Here is a 23,467-nt window from a genome sequence, read left to right as displayed (position 1 = left end):
GCTTTCGGCTTTTGGGGAAGCTTACTGGGCGAAGACCAACAGGCCGAAGAGGAAGGCCCAGAAGACACCCATTGAGTGCCAGTACCAGGCCGTGCAGTCCACCGCGATTTGCCGGGCCTGGAGTTTCTTGATCGCGTAGAGGCCGATCAGCGCTGCGGTCAACGCAAGAATCCCGAACACGAGGTGAGCGCCGTGGATACCGGTGATCAGGTAGAAGAACTTACTGGAAGGGTTTGAGTTGAAGCTGTGGTGTGCCCGGCTCAACTGCTGCCACGCCACCAATTGCCCGCTCACAAATGCCAGGCCGAAGACCAGGGTAGCGACCAGCCAGGGCATTGCCCGTGTGGAACTTGGCTTGCCCAGGCCCAGCCACTCCTCCATGACGTCGATCTCGCGGAACATATGCCGCCGAGCGATTTCCATCGTGATCGAACTTAACAGGAGTGCGGCGCTGTTGTACCAGAGGATGTGGGGAATCGCGATCGGGGCCCAGTCCACGATGTAGTCATTATGGGCATCGAAGTGCCCGCTGGTCTGCCGTACAAAGAAGGCGCAGACGATGACGGCGAAGAACATCAGATCGCCTGCCAGGGCAAAGAAGATGCCCATACGATAGCGGGTGAGCGTCTCCCGGGGACCGCGGCTTCCTGCCGGGCGGTTTTCCCAGTTATCGCCATCTCCACCTCCCCCGGTTGGCTTACGATCAACCGGGGGCCGACGTCCTGAACCGCTGTCACCGTCATCTGGACGACGTTTGCGTTCGGCTTCGTTCGGTGTAAGGATCGCAGGCACAGGGAGCCCCTTCGTTACAACAAGAGTACTCCCGTTTCAGAGTTTAAGCGCAGGTGTTTCTTCAGCCGGCGTGAGCTTCAGTTGCAGAATGGGCCAGCTTGTCCTGCCGCACCATCTCAACGAAAAGCTCATGCACGCGTCGGTCAGCGGAGAGCTCCGGATGGAAGGTGGCAGCCAGGATACGGCCTTCACGTACCAGGACTGGATCGCCGTTCCTCCGCGCCAGCACTTCCACGCCATCGCCGACGGAGGCGATACGGGGAGCACGGATATAGACCATCTCCATCGGGCCGCCAGGGAGGGTTGTCTCCGTCTCCTGGATGGTGGAATCGATCTGCCGGCCGTAGGCGTTGCGTTCTACCGTGGCATCCAGCACCGCCAGGGATTTTTGCACCGGGTTGCGTACATCCTTGGCCAGCAGAATAGTTCCGGCGCATGTGCCGAATGACGGCCTGTGCCGGACGAAGGTCCCGAGGGCGTCGAAGAAGCCGTTCCGCTCCAGATGTTTCAGAAACGTCGTGGACTCTCCGCCGGGCAGAATCAGGCCGTCCAGCGAAGCCAGATCCTCAGGCAGGCGGACGAGAGGTGCATTTACACCAAGCGAGCGAAGAACCTGGGCATGTGCTTCAAACGCACCCTGCACGGCGAGAACGCCGATAGTCAGATGTTCAGAGGTCATTAGTTCCTATGAAAAAACAGCGAAGCGGAGATGTCCACTTCGCTGTTTAGTTAGAACAATTACTGCGGTTGGTTTACCAACCGCGTGTCTGCATGAGCTGGGCTTCTTCGATTGCCGCAGCGGCAAGTCCCTTCATTGTGCCGGTGATGAGTTCGCTGGCTTCGGCCACGATCTTCGGATCGTTGAAGTGCGTTGCCGCGAGCACGATCGCCTTGGCACGGGAGACAGCCTCCGCACGTTCCTTGGGATCGTTCTCGATATCCAGTGGAGTCGCACGCTCCTTCATGAAGATGCCGGAGCCGACAAAGACGGTCTCAGCACCGAGCTGCATCATCAGCGCAGCGTCTGCGGGCGTAGCGATGCCGCCTGCCGAGAAGTTCGGAACCGGCAGTTTGCCTTCCTGTGCCACCATCCGCACCAACTCATAAGGCGCGCCGTGCAGCTTGGCTTCGTTGTAGAGCTCCTCTTCACGCAGGGCGGTCAGGATGCGAATCTCGCGGGTCATGGTGCGCATGTGCTGTACCGCGTGAACCACGTCACCCGTGCCAGGCTCTCCCTTGGTGCGGATCATTGCGGCACCCTCGGCGATGCGCCGCAGTGCCTCACCCAGGTTGCGTGCGCCGCAGACGAAAGGCGTTTTGAAGGCGTGCTTGTCGATGTGATAGGTCTCATCGGCGGGCGTCAGTACTTCGGACTCGTCAATGAAGTCGACGCCGAGCTGCTCCAAGACCTGGGCCTCGACAAAGTGTCCGATGCGAGCCTTTGCCATGACGGGAATGGATACCGTCTGCATGATCTCCTTGATCAGCTTCGGGTTGGCCATACGAGCAACGCCGCCTTCAGCACGAATCATCGCCGGCACGCGCTCCAGCGCCATGACGGAGACTGCGCCTGCCTCTTCAGCGATGCGCGCCTGCTCCACGTTCATGACGTCCATAATGACGCCACCTTTCAGCATTTCGGCCAGGCCGGTCTTCAGGCGCAAGCCCGTGCCGTTTGAGTTGCCGCCAGTGCTGCCATTCAGGTGTGACATCGTATAGCTCCTTATGGTTGGTCCGGTGACGACTGCCGCAACCGGGAGAGACACTCCCGGGATTGCCCGCAGCGGGACATGCATGTCATGGTTGCCCGGGAAATTCATATCTTAGCAGGTTTGCCTGGTTGAATGTGACTGATTGGAGCGGGATTTACGGGGCAATTTGCCGGTTCCGATCAACTGGCGCACAGCGCGCAGATTTGCTCTCCGAAACGCTGCGCCTTACTGGGGCCAATGCCGTCTACCTGCAGCAGATCGTCAATCGTGCGCGGTCGATTCAGCACGATGGCGCGTAGCGTACGGTCGGCCAGGATCATGAACGGCGGCTGTTTCAACCGGCGAGCTTCTTCGGTTCTCCAACCACGGATCTGCTGCTCGAGCGCGAGCTGTGCAGGACTGAACGCTACCGTCTCCTCAGCATCCGCGGATTTGCGTTTGCGGGTAACGGTTCGAGGAGAGGCCTGAGCCGCTTCGCCGGTCATCAGCACTCCAAGAGAGTCTCCGTCCGGCAGCAGCTCAGCATCGCGAGTGATAGAGACTCGTTTGTAGGGAATGGTGCGCCCCTCGGCGTTCTCAAAGGTTGCGCTTTCAAGCGCGACCCATCCTGAGCGCGCCAGACCTCCCAGCAGATCCTCCATCTCATTGCGGGAAGGAGACCCGTCCGGAAATACCTCGCTGTGAAGCTTGCCCGTGGATTTGCCACTTGAGCGCTTCAACGCCCGAAGGATCTTCCACATGGCGTCTTCTTCGCCGGCGGTTGCACTCCGGTAGCGGACTGCGATCGCCGTCTCCGGAGAACAGAAATCGCACTTGCCGCACATCCGGCGAGCATCTGCCAGGTCTCCAAAGTGAGCAATCAAAGCCGACATGCGGCACTGGTGTGAGTCTGCATAACCGATCATCCGATCGATCTGCGCCCTCCGCTGCGCGAGCTGCTGTTCGTACAGCCTGCGCCAGCCGTCAATGCGTCCCCGAATAGCGAAGCCCTCAAAGTCCACCAGGCAGGCGCCATGAGCGACCAGCTTTTCTACTGCCGAAGAGAAGACTTCGGCATCCATCCGCAATTCGTCACGTAACAGATCAAGCGCCGACGGCTGATCGTTCAGTTTGCGGAAGATGCGATCCAGCTCGGTTGCCGCCGGATACGACTTCTCCATCAAAAAGTCCTGCGTGCGTTTGTCAGCATAGCTGTGCAGCAGGATGCACCGGCTAGGCTTCCAATCGCGGCCTGCACGCCCGATCTCCTGGTAGTACGCCTCCACGGAACCGGGGAGAGCGACATGGATGACGGTGCGTACGTTGGCTTTGTCGACCCCCATGCCGAAGGCAACGGTGGCCACGACGATCTCCAACTCGCCGGCCAGAAACTTCCTCTGCGTCTGTTCGCGTAACTCGGGCGGAAGGCCTGCGTGGTAAGGGGCGGCAGGGAAGTCAGTGGCCAGCTCCTGCGCGAGAGCCTCGGCGTCTCTTCTGGAGGAGGCATAGACGACCGCTGGGCGTCGCGCTGTATCGGCGAGAAGCCGCCGCGTCGTGGCGAATCGCTCGTTCTTAGGTGTTTCTACCACCTCGATGGCGAGGTTGTCCCGCCGGAAGCCGTGGATGAAACGTGCCGGCTTTTGCAGACTAAGCTGAGCGACGATATCTTCCTGTACCTGCAGCGTCGCCGTCGCGGTTAGTGCGACAACCACAGCGGGCCGTAGTGCTTGAACGTACTGCCCAAGAAGTCTGTAGTCCGGACGGAAGTCGTGTCCCCATTGGGAGATGCAATGGGCTTCGTCGATGGCGACAAGAGCGGGAGGGCGCTTCGCCAGCATCTCCATGAAACCTGGTACACGTAGCCGCTCGGGAGCGACGAACAAAAACTTCAGCTCTCCGTCGAGATACTGGCGGCATGCCTGCCGTTGGGCTTCGCGGGGGAGGCCGGAGTGAATGCGCGCAACTGCCAGCCCGGCCGCTTCCAGCTTCGAGGACTGGTCGTCCATAAGTGCGATCAGGGGACTGATGACCAGCGCCGTGCCCTCCAGGGCCAAGGCGGGAAGCTGATAGCACAGCGACTTTCCCGAGCCGGTCGGCATTACCAGCAATAGGTCGCGCCCCTCGACCGCCGCCCGACAAACCTCCTCCTGACCCTCCCGGAAGTCATCAAAACCGAAGGTCTGTCGAAGAAGAGAGCGAAGATCTCTGGAAGAGCGTTGGGCCATAGAGCGAACATTCATCTTCGCATAAATCGGGCGGTGGAAGATTTGGGGAACGGTCTTCCACTGCTGGACTTTTTGTCCTTATAAATGAATCACTTAGGTGGATCTTTGGCGCATCTGTTTATAGGGCGCGGAGTCCCGGGCCAACTTGATTTTGGTCGAAAATCAGGGTAATCTAATACTTTGTGGGCACAGTCCAGTTACTGCTGGAACTTATCGGGGCGGTCGTCCGCAAAGGGCACCAAGCACAGCACGAAACAACTTAACGAGGACACGAAAAACTGCATGGCAAAGCGTCGTGGCAATCCTAACTGGGGTAAGCCGGAGCCTATCGGACCGGTAGTACCCACGGTGACATCGTTCGAGCAAGTGGTGAAAGAGTTCAAGCTGACCCCGGATCAGTACGTCCGGTCGACGCGTCTGCGTGAGTGGGCTCGCCGTAACAAGAATTCGAAGTACATCCCTGAGGCTCTGTTGGAAGCGTGGGGATTCGAAATCGAGTCAACGTTGTAACGACTCAGTTTGAAAGTCACAAAAGACGCCGCCCATGCGCGGCGTCTTTTGTTTGTCATTTGTGACACAGTCCTGCCTCAGTTTGCGACGTCCTCGGCTATGCTGAATCTGTAAGTTATGACCGAAAGCCCATTCACAGACGTTGCCACCGCCATCGACGAGATCAAAGCCGGCCGTATGGTTGTGGTTGTCGACGATGAAGATCGTGAGAACGAAGGCGATCTGACTCTGGCCGCGGAATATGTAACGCCGGAGGCGATCAACTTCATGGCGATGTATGGCCGCGGCCTCGTCTGCCTTACGTTGACCGAGGAGCGTGCCGACTATCTGCGTCTGTTGCCAATGACACGGCAGAACACCTCTCGTTTCGGTACCGCATTCACGGAGAGCATCGAGGCGCGTGAAGGAGTAACGACGGGCATTTCGGCGCATGATCGTTCGCACACGATCAAGGTCGCAATCGATCCGGCCTCTACGGCGCAGGATCTTGCACGCCCCGGGCATGTCTTTCCGCTGCGCGCGCGCAAAGGCGGGGTTCTGGTTCGCGCAGGACAGACTGAGGCGTCCGTAGACCTGGCGCGGATGGCGGGCCTCATTCCGGCCGGTGTGATCTGCGAGATCATGAACGACGACGGCACCATGGCCCGGGTTCCGGACCTGGTCGAGTTCTGCAAACTTCATAACCTGAAGATGGTGACTGTCGCCGAGTTGATCCGCTATCGTCTGCGGCATGAGCGCTCAGTACGCCGTGTTGCTGAGACGGTGCTTTCGACGAAGCATGGCGAGTTTCAGATGATCGCCTACGAAAGCGAGACAGATCCTACGGAGTCGCATGTCGCCCTGGTGCTTGGAGATGTAGCAAGCCCGGATAAACCGGTATTGGTGCGCGTCCATTCGCACAACCTGGTGGAAGATGTCTTCGGCGCAATGCTCCCCGACTGTTCCCATTCAGTGGAATATGCGCTGCAACGTATCGCCGAGGCTGGTGCAGGCGCCCTGGTCTATCTGCACAATGGATCACGTGGTTTCGGTATCGACAGCACTGTCTCTCCGTCCCGGATCGTCACACAACGCGAACCGAATGCCATGCCCGGCGGAGATCCGTACGCTGAGCGCCATCAGCGCACACTGCGTCAGACGGGTTTGGGTGGGCAGATTCTCTCCGACCTGGGAATTCACAAGATCCGTCTGCTGACGAATCGGCCGACACACGCGCCGGCACTGCAGGGCTTCGGCGTGGAGATCGTGGAACAGATCCCGCTTCGGCCTTCTATGGTGCAGCGCTGATGTTCGAGTAGTCGAACGTCAGCGCCTCGCTTACCTTCGAAGCAGATCCCCGAGTCCCTCGGCTTCCATCTGGCCTTCAAATGCCGTGTGGTTGTTCAGGTCGTATTGAATGGCCTTCATGCCGACCGCACGTGCTGCCTCAATGTTCTCTGCCTTGTCGTCGATGAAGAGAATCCCCGCCGGGGAACATCCAAGACCTTCGGCCGCTTTGCGGTAGATGGCGTGCTCCGGCTTGGCCAGGTTGTGTTCGAAGGAGTAGATTGCGTGTGCGAATGCGCCCATCCAGGCGAACTTTGCACGTAATCCATGAGCCATGGCATCGCCGATGTTCGACAACAAACCGGTTCTTACCCCAGTCTGCTGAAGGCGGTGCAGCCATTGCACCATCGGCTGGTTCAGCCGAGACCACATGCGAACATCGGCATCGATCAGATCCTGCAGTGCCGTATCGCCGAGTGTGATCTTGTAGTCTTCGGCGATCCGATGCCAGTACGAGACAGCATTCAAATCTCCGCGGTCATAGGCATGGCGGTACTGCCAATAACTTTCCTGGAAGTCGATTTCATCAAGTCCGAGAACCCGCTTCATGCGTTCCCACTGCTCAAGGTCGGGCGTAAGCGAGAGGACCTGTCCAAAGTCAAAAAGAATCGCGCAAGGGTGATTGGAATCCATTTGGTTCAGAGTACCAAGCTCTTGTTGGGGTTAGGATGAAAGGCATGTTTTCGCGAAGGACCGCCTGGGACATCTCCGAATCACCCTATGCCGCTGCTGTGCGGCAGGCGCGGAGTAGCGACCGTATTGCTGCGGATCTTACGCTCTCGAATCCGACGGAGTGCGGATTCGACTACGATGCCACTTCGATCCTGCACGCGCTCATTCATGCCGAGGCGATGGGCTATGATCCAGATCCGCGCGGTATCCTGTCGGCTCGTGCTGCCGTCTCCGGTTACTATGCCGCGCACGATGCGGCTGTGAGTGCTGACAACCTGATTCTGACGACCAGCACAAGCGAAGCCTACAGCTATCTGTTCCGCCTGTTGTGCGACCCCGGGGACGAAGTCCTGGTTCCGCGGCCGAGTTATCCGCTCTTTGATTTTCTGGCGGGTTTAGACAACGTTCACCTGGTGCCATATCCCCTTTTTTGCGATCACGGCTGGCATCTCGACCTGGCATCGCTTGAGGCGCATATCGGCGAGCGGACGAAGGCGGTGATGCTCGTGCACCCGAACAATCCGACCGGGCACTTTGCTCGGGATGCTGAGCGGGCAGCGCTGCAGCAGCTTTGCGCCCGCCATGGCCTGGCGTTGATTGTTGACGAGGTCTTTCTCGACTACACCATCGAAGGGTTAGGCGCCAGCTTCACTGCTGGAGAGCACTCGGCCCTCACCTTCGTCTTGAGTGGTATGAGCAAGATCGCCGGCCTTCCGCAGATGAAGGCCGCCTGGCTGGCAGTGCAAGGCCCCACGGAGCTTCAACGTGAAGCCATTGCTCGCCTGGAGGTGGTAGCCGACACCTTTCTGTCGCTCGGAACCCCCACGCAGCTGGCCCTGCCAGTTTGGCTGAAGAGCGCAAAGATGATCCAGGCGCAGATCCGGCAACGGGTTCGGAGAAACCTCAATCAGCTTGATTTGTTGCTCGAAACTACTCCTGAAGTGTCGCGCTTGCCGGTCGAGGCCGGATGGGTGGTGGTGTTGCGGATTCCAGCCGTAGAAGACGATACCGCTCTCGCGATACGCCTGTTGAAGGAAGCAGGCGTACTGGTCCACCCAGGAAGCTTTTATGGTTTGCCGGAGAAGGGATGGCTCGTCGCGAGTTTGCTGCCTGCCGCGCCGGTGTTTGAGCAGGGAATTGTAGGCCTGATGGAGAATCTATTTAGTTAACAACAAAGCCGATCCTCATCGAGTGATGCATTCACTATATCTTTTATCTCGCTGATTCTTAGTTATTTAAGGAAAGGATTATCTTCGCGCTCGGCGCCTATGGTTGTGACCTTTCCGTGGCCAGGAATGACGAGTGTTTCATCTGGAAGCGGCAAGAGGACGTCGTGGATCGAGCGGAGGATGGTCGGGTAGTCTCCACCAGGGAGATCCGTACGTCCAATGGAACCGGCAAAGAGGGTGTCTCCAGCAAGAAGCAGCTTCTCCCCAGGGATATGAAGAACCAGGCTTCCTTCGGTATGGCCGGGAGTATGGAGAACGGCTCCCTCAGTGGCGCCGAAGCGTACCTTCATTCCGTTGCCGGCGTCGGCGTCCGGAGGAGCTACCTCTGGTGTGGGTATGCCGAGCCATCCCGCTTGAATGTCCATGATCTTCACCAGTGGAAGGTCGAGCTGGTTGTAATAGACCGGAGCTCCGGTCAGGCGCTTAAGTGTCTGGGCGGCGGCGATGTGATCGATGTGGGCATGAGTGACGATGATCTGCTTGCAGGTCAAGCCATGGCGGGTGAGGGCTGCGGTGATCCTGGGAATGTCATCACCGGGATCGACCACAATCCCTTCGCCGTTGTCGCCGAGAATCGTGCAATTGCAACCCAGAAGGCCGACAGGGAAAGTCTCGCGAATCATTGCACACCTCCATCGTGATAAGCCTGAAGCCGAGCCAGTTCCTTCCGCGTAATCTTCAGAAACGATCCGTGACGCAAACCGGCGGGGAACTCCGTCATGTCTTTTCCATCACGCCAGTGCTCCAGGTCGCGCGAGAAGGTTGAGCCGTAGTGCTGGCCCGGCGACTGGTAGTGGTCATAGTAGACGGCCCATCCGTGGTCGATCGTAAAGCCCGCCGGACCCTCCGATCCGGGTTCGGTGAAAGCTTGCGTTATGTCGTTCCAGGGCCCTTCCATCGAGGCTCCGCTGGCCATTCGGATGTGCTTTCCTTCAGGCTCCTTACGTTCGTCTTTGAAGACCAGGCGGTAGCTTCCATTTGCCTTGTTTCCATCCGAGGGCAGCAACGTAGCGTCGATCGCGTTATAGCCGGGATCGAAGAAGAGTGTCGCTGGGGCGAACGTTCGAAAGTCGCGGGTTGTGGTGGCGTAGATGCGGTGGTTCAGGCCGTTCTTGTCATACTGCGATTGGGGGAAGCGGCCGGGAATGGTGCTGGACCAAAAGATCAGCCAGTGGCGTTTTGCTTCATCCCAATAAAGTGCCGGAGCCCAGACATTCAGTGCCGTTGGCTCATTAGCCATAACTTCAAGCTGACGGTGGGGAGTCCAATGCAGCAGGTCCTTTGACTCGGAGTATCCAGCCACTGCCGGTTGTCGCCAGGCCCAGGTCCACACCATGCGGAAGCCGCCGTTCGGAGCGCGCTGTAGGAAGGGATCGCGCATCAATTCACCTGCCTGCGCCGGAGCAATTACAGGCCTGCCGTCATTGATCAGCTTCCAATGCCAGCCGTCTTCGCTGACGGCGTAGTAGACGCCGTTCTGGCCGTTGTTTTTGAAGCCGACGAAGAGCCAAGGACCTTCAGAGGATTGAGCTAAACAGGAGGTAGCAAACAGAAGCAGGGCAATGGCTAGAGCATTTTTCCTGTTGCTGGGTATCCCGAGAGGAGCGTGTAGCGGTGTTTTCATTGAGGAAAACGCCCATAGATGAACAAGCCCTGCACTACACCTACAGAAAAAATGCTCCAGTCGAACGAACGCCATGCGCTGATTGTCTCATTCAAAGCAAACGGCGCAGACCTTAGGTCTGCGCCGCTGACAAGAGAAACGAAGTTACTTCTTAGCCGGAGCTGAAACCGGAGCCTTCTCACCAGAGAAGACCGAGCTGGAGCTTGAACGAGCCATCAGGACGGTGAGGCCGATCGAGGTCAGCATGAACAGGATGGCCGACCAGGTCGTGAGACGGGTGAGCAGGTTGGCTGCGCCGCGAGGGCCGAAGGCGGTCTGTGAGCCCTGTCCGCCGAAGGCGCCTGCAAGGTCAGCACTCTTACCCTGCTGCAGCAGGACTACGCCGATCAGGAACAGGCACACGATAATGTGAAGAACAACAAGCAGGTAAATCATTGCTGCTGGGAACCTCAGAACGGCATAACTTGCGGTTTCGTAAAACCGAACGCCGAGATGTGTTGGATTGGTGCGGAGGAGGGGATTTGAACCCCTATGCCTTGCGGCGCAAGCACCTCAAGCTTGTGCGTCTGCCAATTTCGCCACCTCCGCTTGGGCACTTCTAAGGGTGACGGTCAATCCGAAAGTCAGTATAGCATCCGCGGGAGATTTGCGAAGGCATGCTAACCGAAAGGAACTAAAGTTCTTTCGCAGGTTCCTGCCTGAGCGGAAAAAGCCGGCAAAACAGGGAGGCCTTCCGTATCATGCAACGCTGCTGATGCATGGTGGCCGGTGCTATCCTCAGGCTGAATGATCGAGTGGATACTCTTCCGCGGTTTCACCGTGGCCGTGTTGATTCTGGCGAACAGTTTTTTTGTGGCCGCCGAGTTCGCGCTGGTGAGTGTGCGAGAGACACGGCTCCGGCAATTGATCGCTCTTGCCCGTCCGGGTGCTGAGACGGCACTCGCCTTGAAGCGCTCCATCGATGATTTTCTACCGGCCGTACAGCTCGGTGTCACTCTTGCTTCGCTGGCATTAGGTTGGCTTGGAGAGCCGGTCGTCGCTGAGTTTCTGTTGATGCTGCTTGAGAAGGCAACATGGCTAAACCGCATTCCCGGCTTTGAGGCGCACGTCCTGATCTACGCCCATGGCGGAGCGATTGTGATCGCATTCGCTCTGATCACTTATTTTGAGGTCCTGCTTGGTGAGCTTGTACCAAAGGCTCTCGCGCTGCAGCGCGCCGAGCGCATTGCGCTTGCAGTGGCCGGCCCGATGGATGTCTTCATGCGCATTACTCGCCCTGCGGTGAATGTGATGAACACTTCGGCGCGACTGGTACTGACCCTCTTCCGGGCTCCATTGAGTGGCGAGGGTGCTGTCCATTCTCCTGAAGAGTTGAAGATGATTGCTACCGGTGCGCGGCGTATGGGCTTATTGCCGCCAATGCAGGAGCAGGTCATCCATCGCGCGATCGAGCTGAATCATGTGCTGGTGCGCGACATCATGACACCGCGGGGCAAGATCTTCGCTCTTCCCGCGGATATGCCGCTTGAGGCGGCGAGTGCACGCATTATCGAAGAGCAGCACTCAAGGATTCCGATCTTCGATCCCAAAGCCGGGAAAGAGCACATTATCGGCGTGGTGTATTCCAAGGATGTATCGCGCCTGATGCACTTCCGTAGCCGCATGCGGCCATACGACGCCGGCGGAGAGATTCAGCTGAAGCTCGGTCAGATCATGAAAGACGTGCTGGTCGTGCCGGAGACAAAGCCGGTAGCGGACCTGATCGAAGAGCTGCAGCAGCGCAAACGGCAGATCGCGATTGTGGTCGATGAGTTTGGTACGACAGTCGGGCTGGTCACCGTAGAGGATGCGATCGAGCAGCTTGTAGGAGAGCTCGATGACGAGTTCGATGTTGCCAATCGGGCTGTGCTTGAGAGCGGTGCCGGATGGATTCTGGACGGTAGTGTGAATCTGCGCGACCTTGAGACCCAGATGCGGTGGAGTCTGCCCCGCGAAGAAGGGGAGCAGACTGTGGCCGGCTTTCTGTTAACGCAGCTCGGGCACATTCCTCACGTCGGGGAGTCGGTCGAGTTCGACGGCAGGCGCTTTACGATACTCGAGATGACGCGGCAGAAGATCAATCGTGTCGGCGTAGAACCGGTCGCACAGCGTGACACGGCTGAGGCGAGAGCATCGTGAAGGCTGGCAATATCGTTAAGCGGCTGCTGATAACGCTGCCGGTGCTCTGGCTGATTGTGACGGTGGTGTTTCTGCTGATTCGCCTGGTGCCCGGCGATCCGATTGTGCAGATGCTCGGTGAAGGTGCAACGGCCGCTGACATCTCAACCTTGCGGCATGCGTACGGCTTCGACCTTCCGCTACAAACGCAATACTGGCAGTTTTTGAAGGGCGTGTCGCATGGTGATCTCGGGCGCAGCGTACGCCTGCGCGAGGGGGTGATGGCCCTGATTGGCCAACGCTATCCCTACACCCTGGAGCTCACTGCTGCGGCGATGTTCATCGGCATTCTGTTTTCCGTGCCTGCGGGAATCTGGTCGGCATATCGCAATGGGACGAGGGTGGATCGCACGATTGGTGTTGCCAGTCTGTTCGGGCTCTCTCTACCGAACTTTGCCCTGGGACCGGTTCTGATCCTTGTCTTCGCGATCTGGCTTGGATGGCTTCCTGTGTCGGGAGCAGGGACAGGTTGGCAGTTGATAACGCACCTGGTGTTGCCCGCGATCACGCTGGGGAGTGGCCTGGCCGCGACACTGACGCGTATGGTTCGTACCTCAGTGCTCGAAGAGCTTGGTAAGGACTATCTGCGTACGGATCGAGCCAAGGGCCTTCCCGAGCAGACGGTGGTCTGGCATGCCTTTCGCAATGCTCTGGTACCTGTGCTGACAGTGGTTGGCCTGCAGTTCGGTTCGCTGCTCGCAGGCGCCATCGTTACGGAGACGATCTTCAGTTGGCCGGGATTGGGACGGTTGACGATCTCGGCAATCTCCAACCGAGATTATCCGTTGGTTCAGGGGTGCATTCTTGCGATTGGAGTGACGTATGTCGCGGTCAATCTCCTCACCGACCTTACCTATCGTTTGGTGAATCCGCGGATGCGTTCCGCTTAGAGCATTTTCCCTGTCGACGTAATGTAGGGCTTCCGCATCTATGGGCGTTTTCCGCAATGAAAACGCCGCTGCACGCCCCTTCCGGAATACCCAGCAACAGGGAAAATGCGTTAGGTGTGCGTGAGGTCTACGAGCCGATGCGTGATCCGGTCCGCATCGATCTCCAGCAGAGCGAGCGTGATCGGAAGATTGAAACGGCGTGGTCCGCAGGAGCCAGGGTTGAGGTAAAAAACGCCATGCCGCTCTTCAAATGACGGTTTATGGGAGTGTCCGAAAATGACACAGTCCACGCCCGCCGCCGAAGGGTTGATGTCGAGCTGAGCGATGTCATGCACTAGATAGAAGAAACGCCCGGCCAGCTCAATCATCTCTGTGGCAGGTAACAATGCACATGGGCCGTGAGTGTCGGTGTTACCCCGAATCGCCGTGACGGGAGCGATAGAACGCAGATTATCCAGAATCTGCGGAGAACCGATATCACCTGCGTGAAGAATATGTTTCATGCCTGACAAGGCGGGTAGAACCTCGGGACGCAGAAGGTCATGTGTGTCGGAGAGAACACCGATGCGAAACATGCCCTAGGCCTCGAGTGGGACAGCGGAACGACGGACTTTGCGCCGCGGGTCTGCGGTATCGCGCAGGATATCGCCAAGGAAATTGAACGCCACCACGCAGATCATTACGGAAAGAGCAGGGAAGATGACCATGTGCGGCGAGTCGAAGAGATGCGACCGTGCATCATTGAGCATGTTGCCCCAGCTCGGTGCGGGTGGAGGCGTGCCCAGGCCGAGAAAGCTCAATGTCGCTTCGGCGAGCACCGCGGTAGCCAGGCCGAGAGCAGCCTGAACCAGCACCGGCTGCAATACATTAGGCAGGATGTGCCGCGCAATGATGCGGAGATCGCTCGCCCCGAGAGCACGCGCCGCTTCGACATACTCCATTTGAGCGGCAGCAGCGACCTGAGCTCGCACCAGGCGGGCAAATCCGGTCCACATGGTCAATGAGAGTGCGGCTACAAGGTTGCGAAACCCAGGGCCCGAGAAGGCGACAAAGGCGATTGCCAGCAGAATTCCAGGAATGGCCATGAAGGCATTGATCAGGTAGACATTCAGAACCGTATCAAGCCATCCACCATAAAAGCCGGCAAGGGAACCAATCAGCAGCCCGAGGAATAACGAAAGAATGACAACACTCGTGGCAACGGATAGCGAGATTCTTGCACCATAGATACAACGAGACAAAATGTCACGGCCTAGTTCATCTGTCCCAAACCAGTGGTGTATTGCTGGCGCTTGCAGTCTGGCATCCAGGTTGAGTTGCAGTGGATCGTAAGGAGCAAGAAGCGGTGCAAAGACCCCGGACAGTATAAAGATGGTTAATAAAATGGCGCACGCCATGCCCAGGGATGACCGCATGTGATAGATGGTAATCGATTTAGGTTACCTGACGACAAGTATCTTATGTCGGACGAAGGACTCTCGGGGCTGAAGTCGGGTTACAATGAATCAGACAACCCCATCCGGCAAAGACCGGTTCATCCGGCGAGGACCGGTCCGTACCAAAAACGAAACAACATTTTGCTTTGGTCGAGAACCGCGTGAGAGATCATAACGATTCGATGACGAAGACTATTCTTGGTGTGCCTTTTTTCACTGGCACTGCAGAGGAAGCTGTTCAGCGGATGCTGAATGGTGGACTGTTGGTAGTTCCTGCTGCACCAGCTCTGAAAGACATCGGCACTCATACTGCATATCGAGACGCCCTTCTGGCGGCCGATCTCGTGATTACAGACAGCGCCTTCATGGTTCTGGTCTGGAATATGCTTGAGCGGGATAACCTGCGCCGTGTTTCCGGCCTGAAATATTTACGTCTATTGTTGCGCCAACCTGAGGTCCGCCAGCCCGGCCAGACCTTCTGGATTATGGCCGGTAACAAGAGCGCGAATATGAATCGAAACTGGCTGCTCAGCGAAGGCATTGAAGTGCCGGATGAGTATGTTTACAATGCTCCGATGTACGGCCCTGTGATCGATGACAGGGAACTGCTCGAGCGTCTGGAAGAGTTGCGTCCGGCTCACATTGTGGTGACGATCGGGGGCGGCAATCAGGAGCGGCTCGGTCACTATCTGCGCCATCGTCTCAGCTACGTGCCAGGTATCCATTGCATCGGCGCCGCGATCGCCTTCCTGAGTGGAGACCAGGTTCATATTCCGGAGTGGGCTGATCATCTCTTCCTGGGATGGCTGTTCCGTGTTCTCGATAAGCCAAAGCTTTACTTCCCGCGCTACATGGGCGCCACCGCACTTTTCGGTCTGCTTGCGAGATACCGCAGCGCCTTACCGCCGGTGGAACAACCCATCGAACAGAACGTTCTCAATTAGGACGGTTCTACCGCGTTGCCGCATAGCTACTTTTCAGTTCCTTCAGGGTTGAACTGGGTAGCTATGCGGTTTCGTCTTTTATTAGCAGTATTGGCGTTGACATTCCTGGCTCCTCATCTGCGAGCTCAGAGTTCTCTTGCAGAGCGATATCTTTTTCAGGCTCTGAATGCCGAAAGGGCACGAGCGGGTCTGCCGCAACTGCGGTGGGATCGTCAGCTTTATGTCGCGGCTCGCTATCACGCGCAGCAAATGGTTCGGGCAGGAGCCATCAGTCATCAGTTCCAGGGAGAGGCAGACCTCACCGAGCGTGTCGCTTCTGCCGGAGCACATGTCTCCGTCGTTGCAGAGAACGTCGCCATGGCTTCCACTGCGGTGATGATCCACGACGGCTGGATGCACTCACCTCATCACCGGGAGAACATCCTGGACCCAAGAGTTACGTCGGTGGCCATTGCTGTCATGCCACGGGGCGGAGCGCTCTATGCAGTAGAAGATTTCAGCCGTGACGTCCCCACGCTTTCGCTCTCCCAGCAGGAGAACGCTGTCGTCGAAAGTCTGCGAGGGCTGCGTCTGAACGCCGCGGCCAGTGCTGCGGCCCGGGCGAACTGTGCGGTCGACTCCGGCGTTGTGCAGGGAAGCCGCCCACTCTTTGTGATGCGCTGGACCTCAACCGACCTGAGCGCCGTGCCGGAACAGCTCAAGGCTCGCCTGCGGCAGCGCAGATACAACAGCGCCGAGGTTGGGGCGTGTCCCGTCCATGGAGCCGGCGGATTTACGACGTACCGTATCGCGGTGCTGATGTACTAATTGATTCCGTTGGAGTTGCCAATCCACAGCAATTTTCGTATTCTTACTAAGGCGCTTGACCGGCTGGAAACAGCAGGGTCGTGCTGATACTCCGCAGTAGCTCAATGGCAGAGCATTCGGCTGTTAACCGAAGGGTTGTAGGTTCGAGTCCTACCTGCGGAGCCATAATCACTCAACAATTTAGGAATTTCTTTGGATGGCGAACTCGTCTGTTTGATGGCGATTATTTCCATTGTTGGGCGCTGAGGTGCTCTAGTGCTCAAAATGTGCCGCCTGACGAAAGCTCCGCTCCGTATAGCTCTTGGATTCTCCTTGTCTTTTGTAAATTGAAAATTAAATGGCATAAATAGAAATTGACATTGACATGTTTGCACATGTCTCTACTTCGGAAGCAGTCGCTACGTTGTTAACGGGCCGACCCTTGGGGGTATTTCTTCGACGCTTTCCAGCAGCAATTTCGGCAAAGCGACTTCGCAATACAATCCACGCTTCCTGCAAATTGGCGGACGTCTGGAATTCTAAAGTGCTAGTGCAGGAGGCCTATTACGGTCCCAACACTGGCGGATAAAGGCCCAAAACTCGAAGACTGGATTGTAGCCGTACCCGGCAAGGCGCTTCAGTTCACCTCAGCAGGAACGCAGTGCGAGTTTGTTGAACTCAAGCCTCTGAATCAGATCTGGCAACGTTTCAGCGTGTACCTTGAGGTGGTTTGACGTCCATGACGAGATTCGCTCTGAAGAGATCAACAGATCGGGGGCGCAGGACGCGCCCCGATTCTCTAGACGATGTCTTTGGCGGAGGAGAGTGCACTGTAGCTTTCGATCTGGCCCAGGGTGAAGGCGTGCATGTCGGCCTGCGAGTCCCAGTTTTTATACCAGCGCACCAGGTACTCCAGTGCCGCATCGAGCCGTAGCGCAGGAGCCCAGTCAAGGTCGGCGCGGGCGCGGCTGGCATCCAGCTTCAGGTAGTGGGCCTCGTGCGGAGATGGCGCGTCGTCAATCACCCAGGAGGCGCCGTCTCCCCAGAACGCCGACATATGCTCCGCAATCCACGCCACGGGACGGGCATCATCTTCGATGGGACCGAAGTTGTAGGCGGTGGCGTATCTGGGATCATGAGTGAGCAGCCGTTCGGCGAGCTGAATATATCCGCGAAGCGGTTCGAGAACATGCTGCCATGGACGGATTGCATGCGGCCGTCTGATCAGAACCGGCTTTTGCGACAGAAACCCGCGGACAAGGTCGGGGAGGAGGCGATCGTTTGACCAGTCGCCACCGCCAATCACGTTTCCGGCTCGCGCCGTTGCAACGGCCACCTGATGAGTTTTGCCAAGCTGCGCAACAGGGAAGTATGACTGCCGGTACGCCGCGCTTACGATCTCGGCACAAGCCTTACTGCTGGAATAGGGGTCGTACCCTCCAAGCGGATCTGTCTCGCGATATGGCCAGATCCACTCTTTGTTTTCATAGCACTTGTCTGTCGTAACGGAGACGACAGCACGAACGCTCGGAGTCCGCCGAACGCTGTCAAGAACCTTCGCCGTGCCGATGACGTTGGTCTCATAGGTGCCGATCGGGTCTTCATACGAATGAAGAACTAACGGCTGCGCCGCGAGATGAAAGACCACCTCCGGAGCGAACTCCCGCATGGCGGCTTCGAGCTTGGCCGCGTCGCGAATATCCCCGCGAATGTCTTCGATCACCGAGCCGACACGAGCAGCGGTGAAGAGATTCGGCTCGGTGCAGGGATCGAGTGCATAGCCGCGAACCGTGGCGCCAAGCTGAGCGAGCCACAGCGCCAGCCATCCGCCTTTGAAGCCCGTGTGCCCTGTGAGAAAGACCTTGCGACCTTGCCAGGAGAAGGTCTGTGCCTGAGCGTGCTCGGCTGCTATCACCAGACCCTCCATGGGGCATTGCCTGAGTTCCAGAGCTCTTCCAGGTACTGCTTGTCGCGGAGCGTGTCCATGGGCTGCCAGAAGCCGCGATGCGAGAAGGCATGGACTTCCCGGCGTGCGACCAATGCTTCAATCGGCTCACGCTCGAACATCTGCCGGTCATCGGTGATATCGTCCAGTACCTTTGGTGAAAGGACGAAGAATCCACCGTTGATCCAGCCGCCCTCTTCAGCTGGTTTTTCGTGAAACGAGTGAATCTGTGTTCCGTTAAGTCCCAGACCTCCAAATCGAGCGACGGGCTGCACACTGGTCAGCGTTGCACTCTTTCCGTGCGAGCGATGAAAATTAATCAGCGCTGTGATGTCCACATCGGAGACGCCATCGCCATACGTCATGCAGAAGGCTTCGTCGTCTTTGATGTACGGGGCAACCCGCTTTAACCGTCCGGCTGTCCCGGTCGAGTCTCCGGTGTCGACGAGCGTCACACGCCAAGGTTCAGCTACCGAATCATGCACCGTCATTTTGTTTTCCTTCATATCGAAGGTGACGTCAGAGGTGTGCAGGAAGTAGTTGGCGAAATACTCCTTGATCACATAGCCCTTGTAGCCGCAGCAGATGATGAAATCTTTAATGCCATGCGCCGAGTAGATTTTGAGGATGTGCCAGAGAATAGGGAGGCCGCCAATTTCGACCATCGGTTTAGGGCGGACAGAAGTTTCTTCGCTGATACGGGTGCCAAGACCACCGGCAAGAATGACAGCTTTCATTTCAATCCTTTAGAAGCCAAAATGTAACCATGATACGGGGTGGGTCGTAATCAGGAAGCGATGAAAGTGTTCATCGCCATCTTGGAGATCGAATCGTCTTTCGACTCACAAAATTGCTGTGTATGCTAATTCTACAGATGACTGATAAAGCAGCAGCGATCCGCCAGCAAATCCTCGAATTGACTGCACAGTTTCACGCAGAGGCTTTTCCTGCCAGAAAGTTTACGCCAGGCACATCAGTCGTACCCGTCTCCGGCAAGGTGATCGGACCGGAGGATATCTGCTCCGTCGTCGACTCCGCGTTGGACGGATGGTTTACGACAGGGCGCTTCGCGAAGGACTTCGAGCGAAAGCTCGCGCGCTTTGTCGGCGTCCGCTCTGCCTCGCTGGTTAACTCAGGGTCGTCCGCCAATCTTGTTGCGCTCAGCGCGCTGACGTCGCCCAAGCTGGGGGATCGTCAGTTGAAGCCCGGCGATGAAGTAATCACTGTGGCCGCGGGATTTCCCACGACGGTGAACCCGATCCTGCAAAACCGGCTCGTACCGGTCTTCCTGGATGTCACTCTGCCTACCTATGAGATCGACGTCACGCGACTGGAGGAGGCGTACAGTCCGAAGACGAAGGCCGTCATGATCGCGCATACGCTGGGCAACGTCTTCAATCTCGATGCGATCACGGCGTTCTGCAAAAAGTACAATCTCTGGCTTGTAGAGGACTGCTGCGACGCGCTTGGCTCGACATACAAAGGCCGGAAGGTGGGCACCTTTGGGGACATCGCCACGGTCAGCTTTTATCCTGCTCACCACATCACCATGGGAGAGGGCGGAGCCGTGCTGACGGACAAGCCCGCACTGCAGGTCCTGATCGATTCATTCCGCGACTGGGGCCGCGACTGCTGGTGTGAGCCTGGCGTCGACAACACCTGCGGGAAGCGGTTTGATTGGCAGCTCGGCACACTGCCCTGCGGATACGATCACAAGTACACCTACTCGCACGTGGGCTACAACCTGAAGGCGACCGACATGCAGGCTGCCCTCGGCGTCTCGCAGATCGAAAAGCTGCCGCAGTTCATCGAAAAGCGAAAAGAGAACTTCGCTTATTTGAGAAACGCATTGAAGCCGCTCGAGGAGTTCCTTCTGCTCCCGGTGGCGACCGAGAACTCGGATCCCAGCTGGTTCGGCTTTCCCATCGGCGTGAAGACCAGTGCGCCATTTACGCGCGACCAGCTGACCCGCGCACTTGAAGCACAGAAGATCGGTACGCGCCTTCTGTTCGCAGGGAACCTGCTTCGTCAGCCCGCATATGAAGGTTACGAGTACCGCGTGATTGGCGACCTCGCCAATACCGACTTCGTGATGAACCAGGTCTTCTGGATCGGTGTCTATCCCGGGCTCACCACCGAGATGCTGGACTTCATCGCTAAGACGATGACTGAGTTTGCCGTCTCGGTCGATGAAGGGCTGAAGGTTCTTTAGAGTATCGAGTTATTAATTGGTTGAATGAAGGCTCGAATAGCGTGGGAGACGCGGGCTTCAGCCCGCTGCTCCCGCCCGGTTCAGTCAATGCTGACATCAGTCATACGTCAGAGTCTTTCCACACACCCACTACAGCCAACGAGAACTAGCGAGTCTCAAACAGAAGAAGTGCAGGCGGACGTTCGAAGCCTACGTTTGGGAGGCGTCGGGCACACCTTTCCACTATGAGAGGTTTACAGTCCTTCCGGTGCAGCGAGCTTGTCCTGGCCAGGGACCTTATCCTGCGGACCTTCTTCGATATCCGAGGACTCCAAAGTCTTTCCGCGCCATAACGACCGTGCGGTGCATTTGCCTTTGACATCGTAGTTATTCCATGTCCACGTGCCGTCGGCGGCATAGGTCTTGACCCAGATCAATGTGCCATCTTCGCGCTGATAGCGTTCTTCTCCAGTTTTCTCGCCGGCTTTGAAGTCAACCCGCCACATCAGCTTGCCACTCGGATAGAAGAACTCCTGTTTGCCATCAAGCAGCGTGCGTCCATCAGCCGAGCGTCCTGCGCTCCACGTCGCACGTGTTTTGCCTGTTGGATAGCGATCGACGTAGCTCTTCACATTCGCTAATGCCGGCTGCTCTTCAGATAGTTCTTTGGCAGAATGGTCGAGTATCCATGCCTCATTTAACTCGATCTCGTAGTTGACCTTATTCTTCGAGGTGACGATGTGGATCACTCCATCCGGATCTTGTGTCGCGGTCGTGTAGCCCACGGTAAGGATGTTTTGCGGAAGGCTCTTGATGGTCCAGGTCTTGGCGTCATCGTCTGAGATTGCGACGTATGCTCCATCCTTGTGAAGGTGTTTCTCGGGCTTTGGATTGTAGTCCGCTACGAAGAAAAGACGTCCGCTCTTTAGCCGAATGACACTGGGCCGTTCGCCGCTCATCAACTCATCAAATGGTGTCTTCGACTTCGTCCAGGTCTTGCCAAAGTCGTGTGAGGTTGCCATTGGCATGCGGCCATCGATCTCGGAGTTCTTGCCGCCGATTCCAAGCAAGTCGCCATTTTTTGCAAAGACGATGGTGGTGTGGCGGCCGGCAGTACGCCCGCCGGTATCGGACCAGGTCTTGCCTTCGTCCGCGGTCTTCCATACTGCGCTGATCGATCCATTACCGTCGGAGTCGCGGCCAGTTGAATCGGTAGGCATGTAGATTGCTCCATCAGGCCCTCGCACGATGCTGTTAATAGGTTGCGACACATAGCGCCCGATCGATTGCGGGAAAGTAGGGAAGTGTGCTGCAGACCAAGTCGCGCCGTTATCGACGGAGATTGCCCATGCAAAGGGTTGTGCCCCGATAAGCCGTGCAAATCCCCAGAAGAACCAGACCTTTCCATTCGGCTGCGATTGGTGCGCTGGATCGTTCCAGATCACAGGAGCTGCAAGTCCGGCATCTGCAAACGAGGGCCATGGCTCGGGCATATCCCATTCGAGAGACCCCGCCCGGCGGCGCATGGTCATCACGGTCTGGTCCGGGTCGTCTTCATAGTCTGGAGAGTTGTAGTACGCCGCCAGCAGATCTCCGTTCGGCAACACCTGGATGGCGGAGTTGTGATACGCCACTCCCAGCCCCTGCGCGAGACCCGCCTTCCACCCAGTTCCCATCATGGTCTTGCCGTTCAGGTTGGGAAACATCTCATGCGTGCGGTAGATCGGCTTTGCCATATCCGGCGTATCGATGGCACGGCTGAGAGCAGGGCGGCCAAGCAGGTCTTTCTGCTTTACGGCTGTCTGAAAGAAGAAATTCCGTGCTGGAGTGTGCGGAGTGGTGGGCGTGGGCCCTTGAACGACACGGAAGCCGATATTGCCAGTTTCGGATGCGTATGAAGGGGGAGCGCTCGCGCGGTTCGCGGGGCGCACGAAGTAGGGGGCAGTTGCAGGCACGTTTAGATCAGGTGACGTCTTCGTCGCCGTGTGGCGCCAGTCCAGGCCGCCGCCGCGAATCACACGGGTCATGCTGCCGACGGCCCCAGTTGGGTCGACCTGATCGCCTGGCTGGTAGGGACCATACCAGTCGAGCGTCCACTCCGGACGCCCCACAGACAGATTCTCAACGCCGAAGGCGTTCGCCTCGTCGACATCATGAGGCTTGTCGCTGTCGCCGAAGATCTTGTCCCCACCCGCGCGCGCGACATACTCCCACTCGGCTTCAGTAGGCAGACGCCACGGTTTGCCGGTCTTCTTTGTGAGCCAGGCACAATAAGCCATTGCCTGTTCCCAACTCACACCTGCGGCATATGCTGGTGTCGCTGCATGGGCTTTGTACTTAGGATCGAACTTTGCAAATTCCTCCGGGGAGACCTGCGTTACACCGATGCGGAATCCCTTGCTGATGCGGACCTTATGCGCCGGTAATTCGTCATAATCGCCGTGCTTAGGGCGAGTGGACATGACACCGAAGTTCTTGATGACAGCGGGTGCAAGTGGTGCAGCATCGGAGCCCATGCGGAACGTTCCAGGCTGAACCGCTACCGTTGCAGGAACGCCATCGGCCGTCAGCTTTGGCGCTTCGCCCTGCATGCGCGCCAGTGTTCCATCCTTCTGCGCCATAAGTGGCAACGAGAGTGTTGTGGATAGAAAAAGAACGGTCGTCCTGATATGTCGCGGGTTCACGGTCGTCTCCTGGAATCGGAGATGACTGTATCGGAGTGTCCCTAGAAAATGCAAATAAAGACTGATATTGGAAATTAACTCCAAGGCGAGTCTCGCGCCCGCAGAGCTTGAGTCTTGACGCTACTGTGAACCTATAGACTCGGTCACGGCCTGAAAATCAAATCACACGCCAAAATCTCAGGGAATAGATGACACCAACATTGTGGCTCGGCCTGTGCTGTTGCTCTTTAGTACTCGATTCCAAATAGCGGAATGACGACGATTGTGGTCGATAATTTTCATATTCGAATAGATCGATATTCCTC

At 57.4% G+C, this 23,467-nt stretch carries 21 protein-coding genes, 2 tRNA genes and 1 pseudogene; 9 read left to right on the top strand and 15 right to left on the bottom strand.

The features are described 5' to 3' along the window. Positions 1-21 precede the first annotated feature (21 nt). From FTW19_RS15225 to FTW19_RS15210, 4 genes are all read right to left on the bottom strand, one after another. Positions 22-792 carry a cytochrome c oxidase subunit 3 gene (locus FTW19_RS15225; RefSeq protein ID WP_147648419.1) on the bottom strand — a complete coding sequence of 257 codons (771 nt, stop codon included), beginning with the start codon at positions 790-792 and terminating at the stop codon, positions 22-24. 61 nt (positions 793-853) lie between these two features. Continuing rightward, positions 854-1,471 (bottom strand): pyridoxal 5'-phosphate synthase glutaminase subunit PdxT, encoded by a 618-nt coding sequence (gene pdxT / locus FTW19_RS15220; protein WP_147648418.1) that lies wholly within the window; start codon positions 1,469-1,471, stop codon positions 854-856. Between the two features lie 73 nt (positions 1,472-1,544). Then, complete coding sequence (gene pdxS, locus FTW19_RS15215; RefSeq protein ID WP_147648417.1) at positions 1,545-2,504, bottom strand: pyridoxal 5'-phosphate synthase lyase subunit PdxS; 960 nt, start codon at positions 2,502-2,504, stop codon at positions 1,545-1,547. Between the two features lie 179 nt (positions 2,505-2,683). After that, positions 2,684-4,708: a RecQ family ATP-dependent DNA helicase gene (locus FTW19_RS15210; RefSeq protein WP_147648416.1), complete on the bottom strand. Its 2,025-nt coding sequence runs from the start codon at positions 4,706-4,708 to the stop codon at positions 2,684-2,686. A gap of 282 nt (positions 4,709-4,990) precedes the next feature. Between FTW19_RS15210 and FTW19_RS15205 the strand changes: the two genes are divergently transcribed. Beyond that, positions 4,991-5,218, top strand: a complete 228-nt coding sequence (locus FTW19_RS15205; RefSeq protein ID WP_020710367.1) for a hypothetical protein — start codon at positions 4,991-4,993, stop codon at positions 5,216-5,218. Positions 5,219-5,335: 117 nt separating this feature from the next. Continuing rightward, positions 5,336-6,505, top strand: coding sequence for a 3,4-dihydroxy-2-butanone-4-phosphate synthase (gene ribB / locus FTW19_RS15200; protein WP_147648415.1), 1,170 nt, complete (start codon positions 5,336-5,338; stop codon positions 6,503-6,505). A 30-nt stretch (positions 6,506-6,535) separates the two neighbouring features. Here the strand turns inward: ribB and FTW19_RS15195 are convergent, their stop codons facing one another. Then, the gene (locus FTW19_RS15195) at positions 6,536-7,093 is read right to left on the bottom strand and encodes an HAD-IA family hydrolase (protein WP_246153327.1); all 558 of its coding nucleotides are present in this window, start codon (positions 7,091-7,093) and stop codon (positions 6,536-6,538) included. Positions 7,094-7,221: 128 nt separating this feature from the next. Here FTW19_RS15195 and FTW19_RS15190 point away from each other — a divergent pair, with 128 nt between their 5' ends. Continuing rightward, on the top strand, positions 7,222-8,385 hold the full coding sequence (locus FTW19_RS15190; RefSeq protein ID WP_246153326.1) for a pyridoxal phosphate-dependent aminotransferase: 1,164 nt from the start codon (positions 7,222-7,224) through the stop codon (positions 8,383-8,385). A gap of 62 nt (positions 8,386-8,447) precedes the next feature. On the opposite strand, the gene FTW19_RS15185 is transcribed toward FTW19_RS15190, so the two are convergent. The 4 genes from FTW19_RS15185 to FTW19_RS15170 form a co-directional block, all read right to left on the bottom strand. Continuing rightward, positions 8,448-9,068, bottom strand: coding sequence for an MBL fold metallo-hydrolase (locus FTW19_RS15185; RefSeq protein ID WP_147648412.1), 621 nt, complete (start codon positions 9,066-9,068; stop codon positions 8,448-8,450). Next, positions 9,065-10,069: a glycoside hydrolase family 43 protein gene (locus tag FTW19_RS15180; protein ID WP_147648411.1), complete on the bottom strand. Its 1,005-nt coding sequence runs from the start codon at positions 10,067-10,069 to the stop codon at positions 9,065-9,067. The genes FTW19_RS15185 and FTW19_RS15180 overlap by 4 nt, the downstream gene beginning before the upstream one ends. 144 nt (positions 10,070-10,213) lie before the next feature. Next, positions 10,214-10,504 (bottom strand): preprotein translocase subunit SecG, encoded by a 291-nt coding sequence (gene secG, locus FTW19_RS15175; RefSeq protein WP_147648410.1) that lies wholly within the window; start codon positions 10,502-10,504, stop codon positions 10,214-10,216. Between the two features lie 68 nt (positions 10,505-10,572). Beyond that, a tRNA-Leu gene (locus FTW19_RS15170) sits at positions 10,573-10,657 on the bottom strand. Between the two features lie 198 nt (positions 10,658-10,855). Here FTW19_RS15170 and FTW19_RS15165 point away from each other — a divergent pair. Beyond that, a complete protein-coding gene (locus FTW19_RS15165) occupies positions 10,856-12,247 on the top strand; it encodes a hemolysin family protein (RefSeq protein WP_147648409.1) in 1,392 nt (463 codons plus the stop codon). Then, positions 12,241-13,176 carry an ABC transporter permease gene (locus tag FTW19_RS15160; RefSeq protein WP_432445176.1) on the top strand — a complete coding sequence of 312 codons (936 nt, stop codon included), beginning with the start codon at positions 12,241-12,243 and terminating at the stop codon, positions 13,174-13,176. Before FTW19_RS15165 ends, FTW19_RS15160 begins: the two co-directional genes overlap by 7 nt. 110 nt (positions 13,177-13,286) lie before the next feature. Here the strand turns inward: FTW19_RS15160 and FTW19_RS15155 are convergent, their stop codons facing one another. The 3 genes and pseudogenes from FTW19_RS15155 to FTW19_RS26355 form a co-directional block, all read right to left on the bottom strand. Continuing rightward, positions 13,287-13,751: a metallophosphoesterase family protein gene (locus FTW19_RS15155; protein ID WP_147648407.1), complete on the bottom strand. Its 465-nt coding sequence runs from the start codon at positions 13,749-13,751 to the stop codon at positions 13,287-13,289. A gap of 3 nt (positions 13,752-13,754) precedes the next feature. Then, a complete protein-coding gene (locus tag FTW19_RS15150; RefSeq protein ID WP_348641858.1) occupies positions 13,755-14,417 on the bottom strand; it encodes an ABC transporter permease in 663 nt (220 codons plus the stop codon). Positions 14,418-14,474: 57 nt separating this feature from the next. Next, positions 14,475-14,591: pseudogene (locus FTW19_RS26355) on the bottom strand (ABC transporter permease); the annotation flags it as partial. 203 nt (positions 14,592-14,794) lie between these two features. On the opposite strand from FTW19_RS26355, the gene FTW19_RS15145 reads away from it, so the two are divergent. The 3 genes from FTW19_RS15145 (at position 14,795) to FTW19_RS15135 (ending at position 16,528) form a co-directional block, all read left to right on the top strand. Next, positions 14,795-15,556, top strand: a complete 762-nt coding sequence (locus FTW19_RS15145) for a WecB/TagA/CpsF family glycosyltransferase (protein ID WP_147648405.1) — start codon at positions 14,795-14,797, stop codon at positions 15,554-15,556. A 90-nt stretch (positions 15,557-15,646) separates the two neighbouring features. Further along, a complete protein-coding gene (locus tag FTW19_RS15140; protein WP_187142998.1) occupies positions 15,647-16,363 on the top strand; it encodes a CAP domain-containing protein in 717 nt (238 codons plus the stop codon). A 90-nt stretch (positions 16,364-16,453) separates the two neighbouring features. Next, positions 16,454-16,528: transfer RNA gene (locus FTW19_RS15135), tRNA-Asn, on the top strand. A gap of 613 nt (positions 16,529-17,141) precedes the next feature. Here FTW19_RS15135 and rfbG read toward each other — a convergent pair. Then, positions 17,142-18,257: a CDP-glucose 4,6-dehydratase gene (gene rfbG / locus FTW19_RS15130; protein ID WP_348641820.1), complete on the bottom strand. Its 1,116-nt coding sequence runs from the start codon at positions 18,255-18,257 to the stop codon at positions 17,142-17,144. Further along, complete coding sequence (gene rfbF / locus FTW19_RS15125) at positions 18,254-19,024, bottom strand: glucose-1-phosphate cytidylyltransferase (protein WP_147647139.1); 771 nt, start codon at positions 19,022-19,024, stop codon at positions 18,254-18,256. Before rfbF ends, rfbG begins: the two co-directional genes overlap by 4 nt. Before the next feature lie 137 nt (positions 19,025-19,161). On the opposite strand from rfbF, the gene rfbH reads away from it, so the two are divergent. Next, complete coding sequence (gene rfbH, locus FTW19_RS15120) at positions 19,162-20,499, top strand: lipopolysaccharide biosynthesis protein RfbH (protein ID WP_147647140.1); 1,338 nt, start codon at positions 19,162-19,164, stop codon at positions 20,497-20,499. Between the two features lie 233 nt (positions 20,500-20,732). On the opposite strand, the gene FTW19_RS15115 is transcribed toward rfbH, so the two are convergent. Beyond that, positions 20,733-23,162 (bottom strand): SUMF1/EgtB/PvdO family nonheme iron enzyme, encoded by a 2,430-nt coding sequence (locus FTW19_RS15115; RefSeq protein WP_147648403.1) that lies wholly within the window; start codon positions 23,160-23,162, stop codon positions 20,733-20,735. Positions 23,163-23,467: the final 305 nt, after the last annotated feature.

The organism is Terriglobus albidus (assembly GCF_008000815.1).
Taxonomy (GTDB): Bacteria; Acidobacteriota; Terriglobia; order Terriglobales; family Acidobacteriaceae; genus Terriglobus; species Terriglobus albidus_A.
Note: the sequence above shows the minus strand (reverse complement) of the source record. Positions and strands in the feature narration are given on the sequence as shown.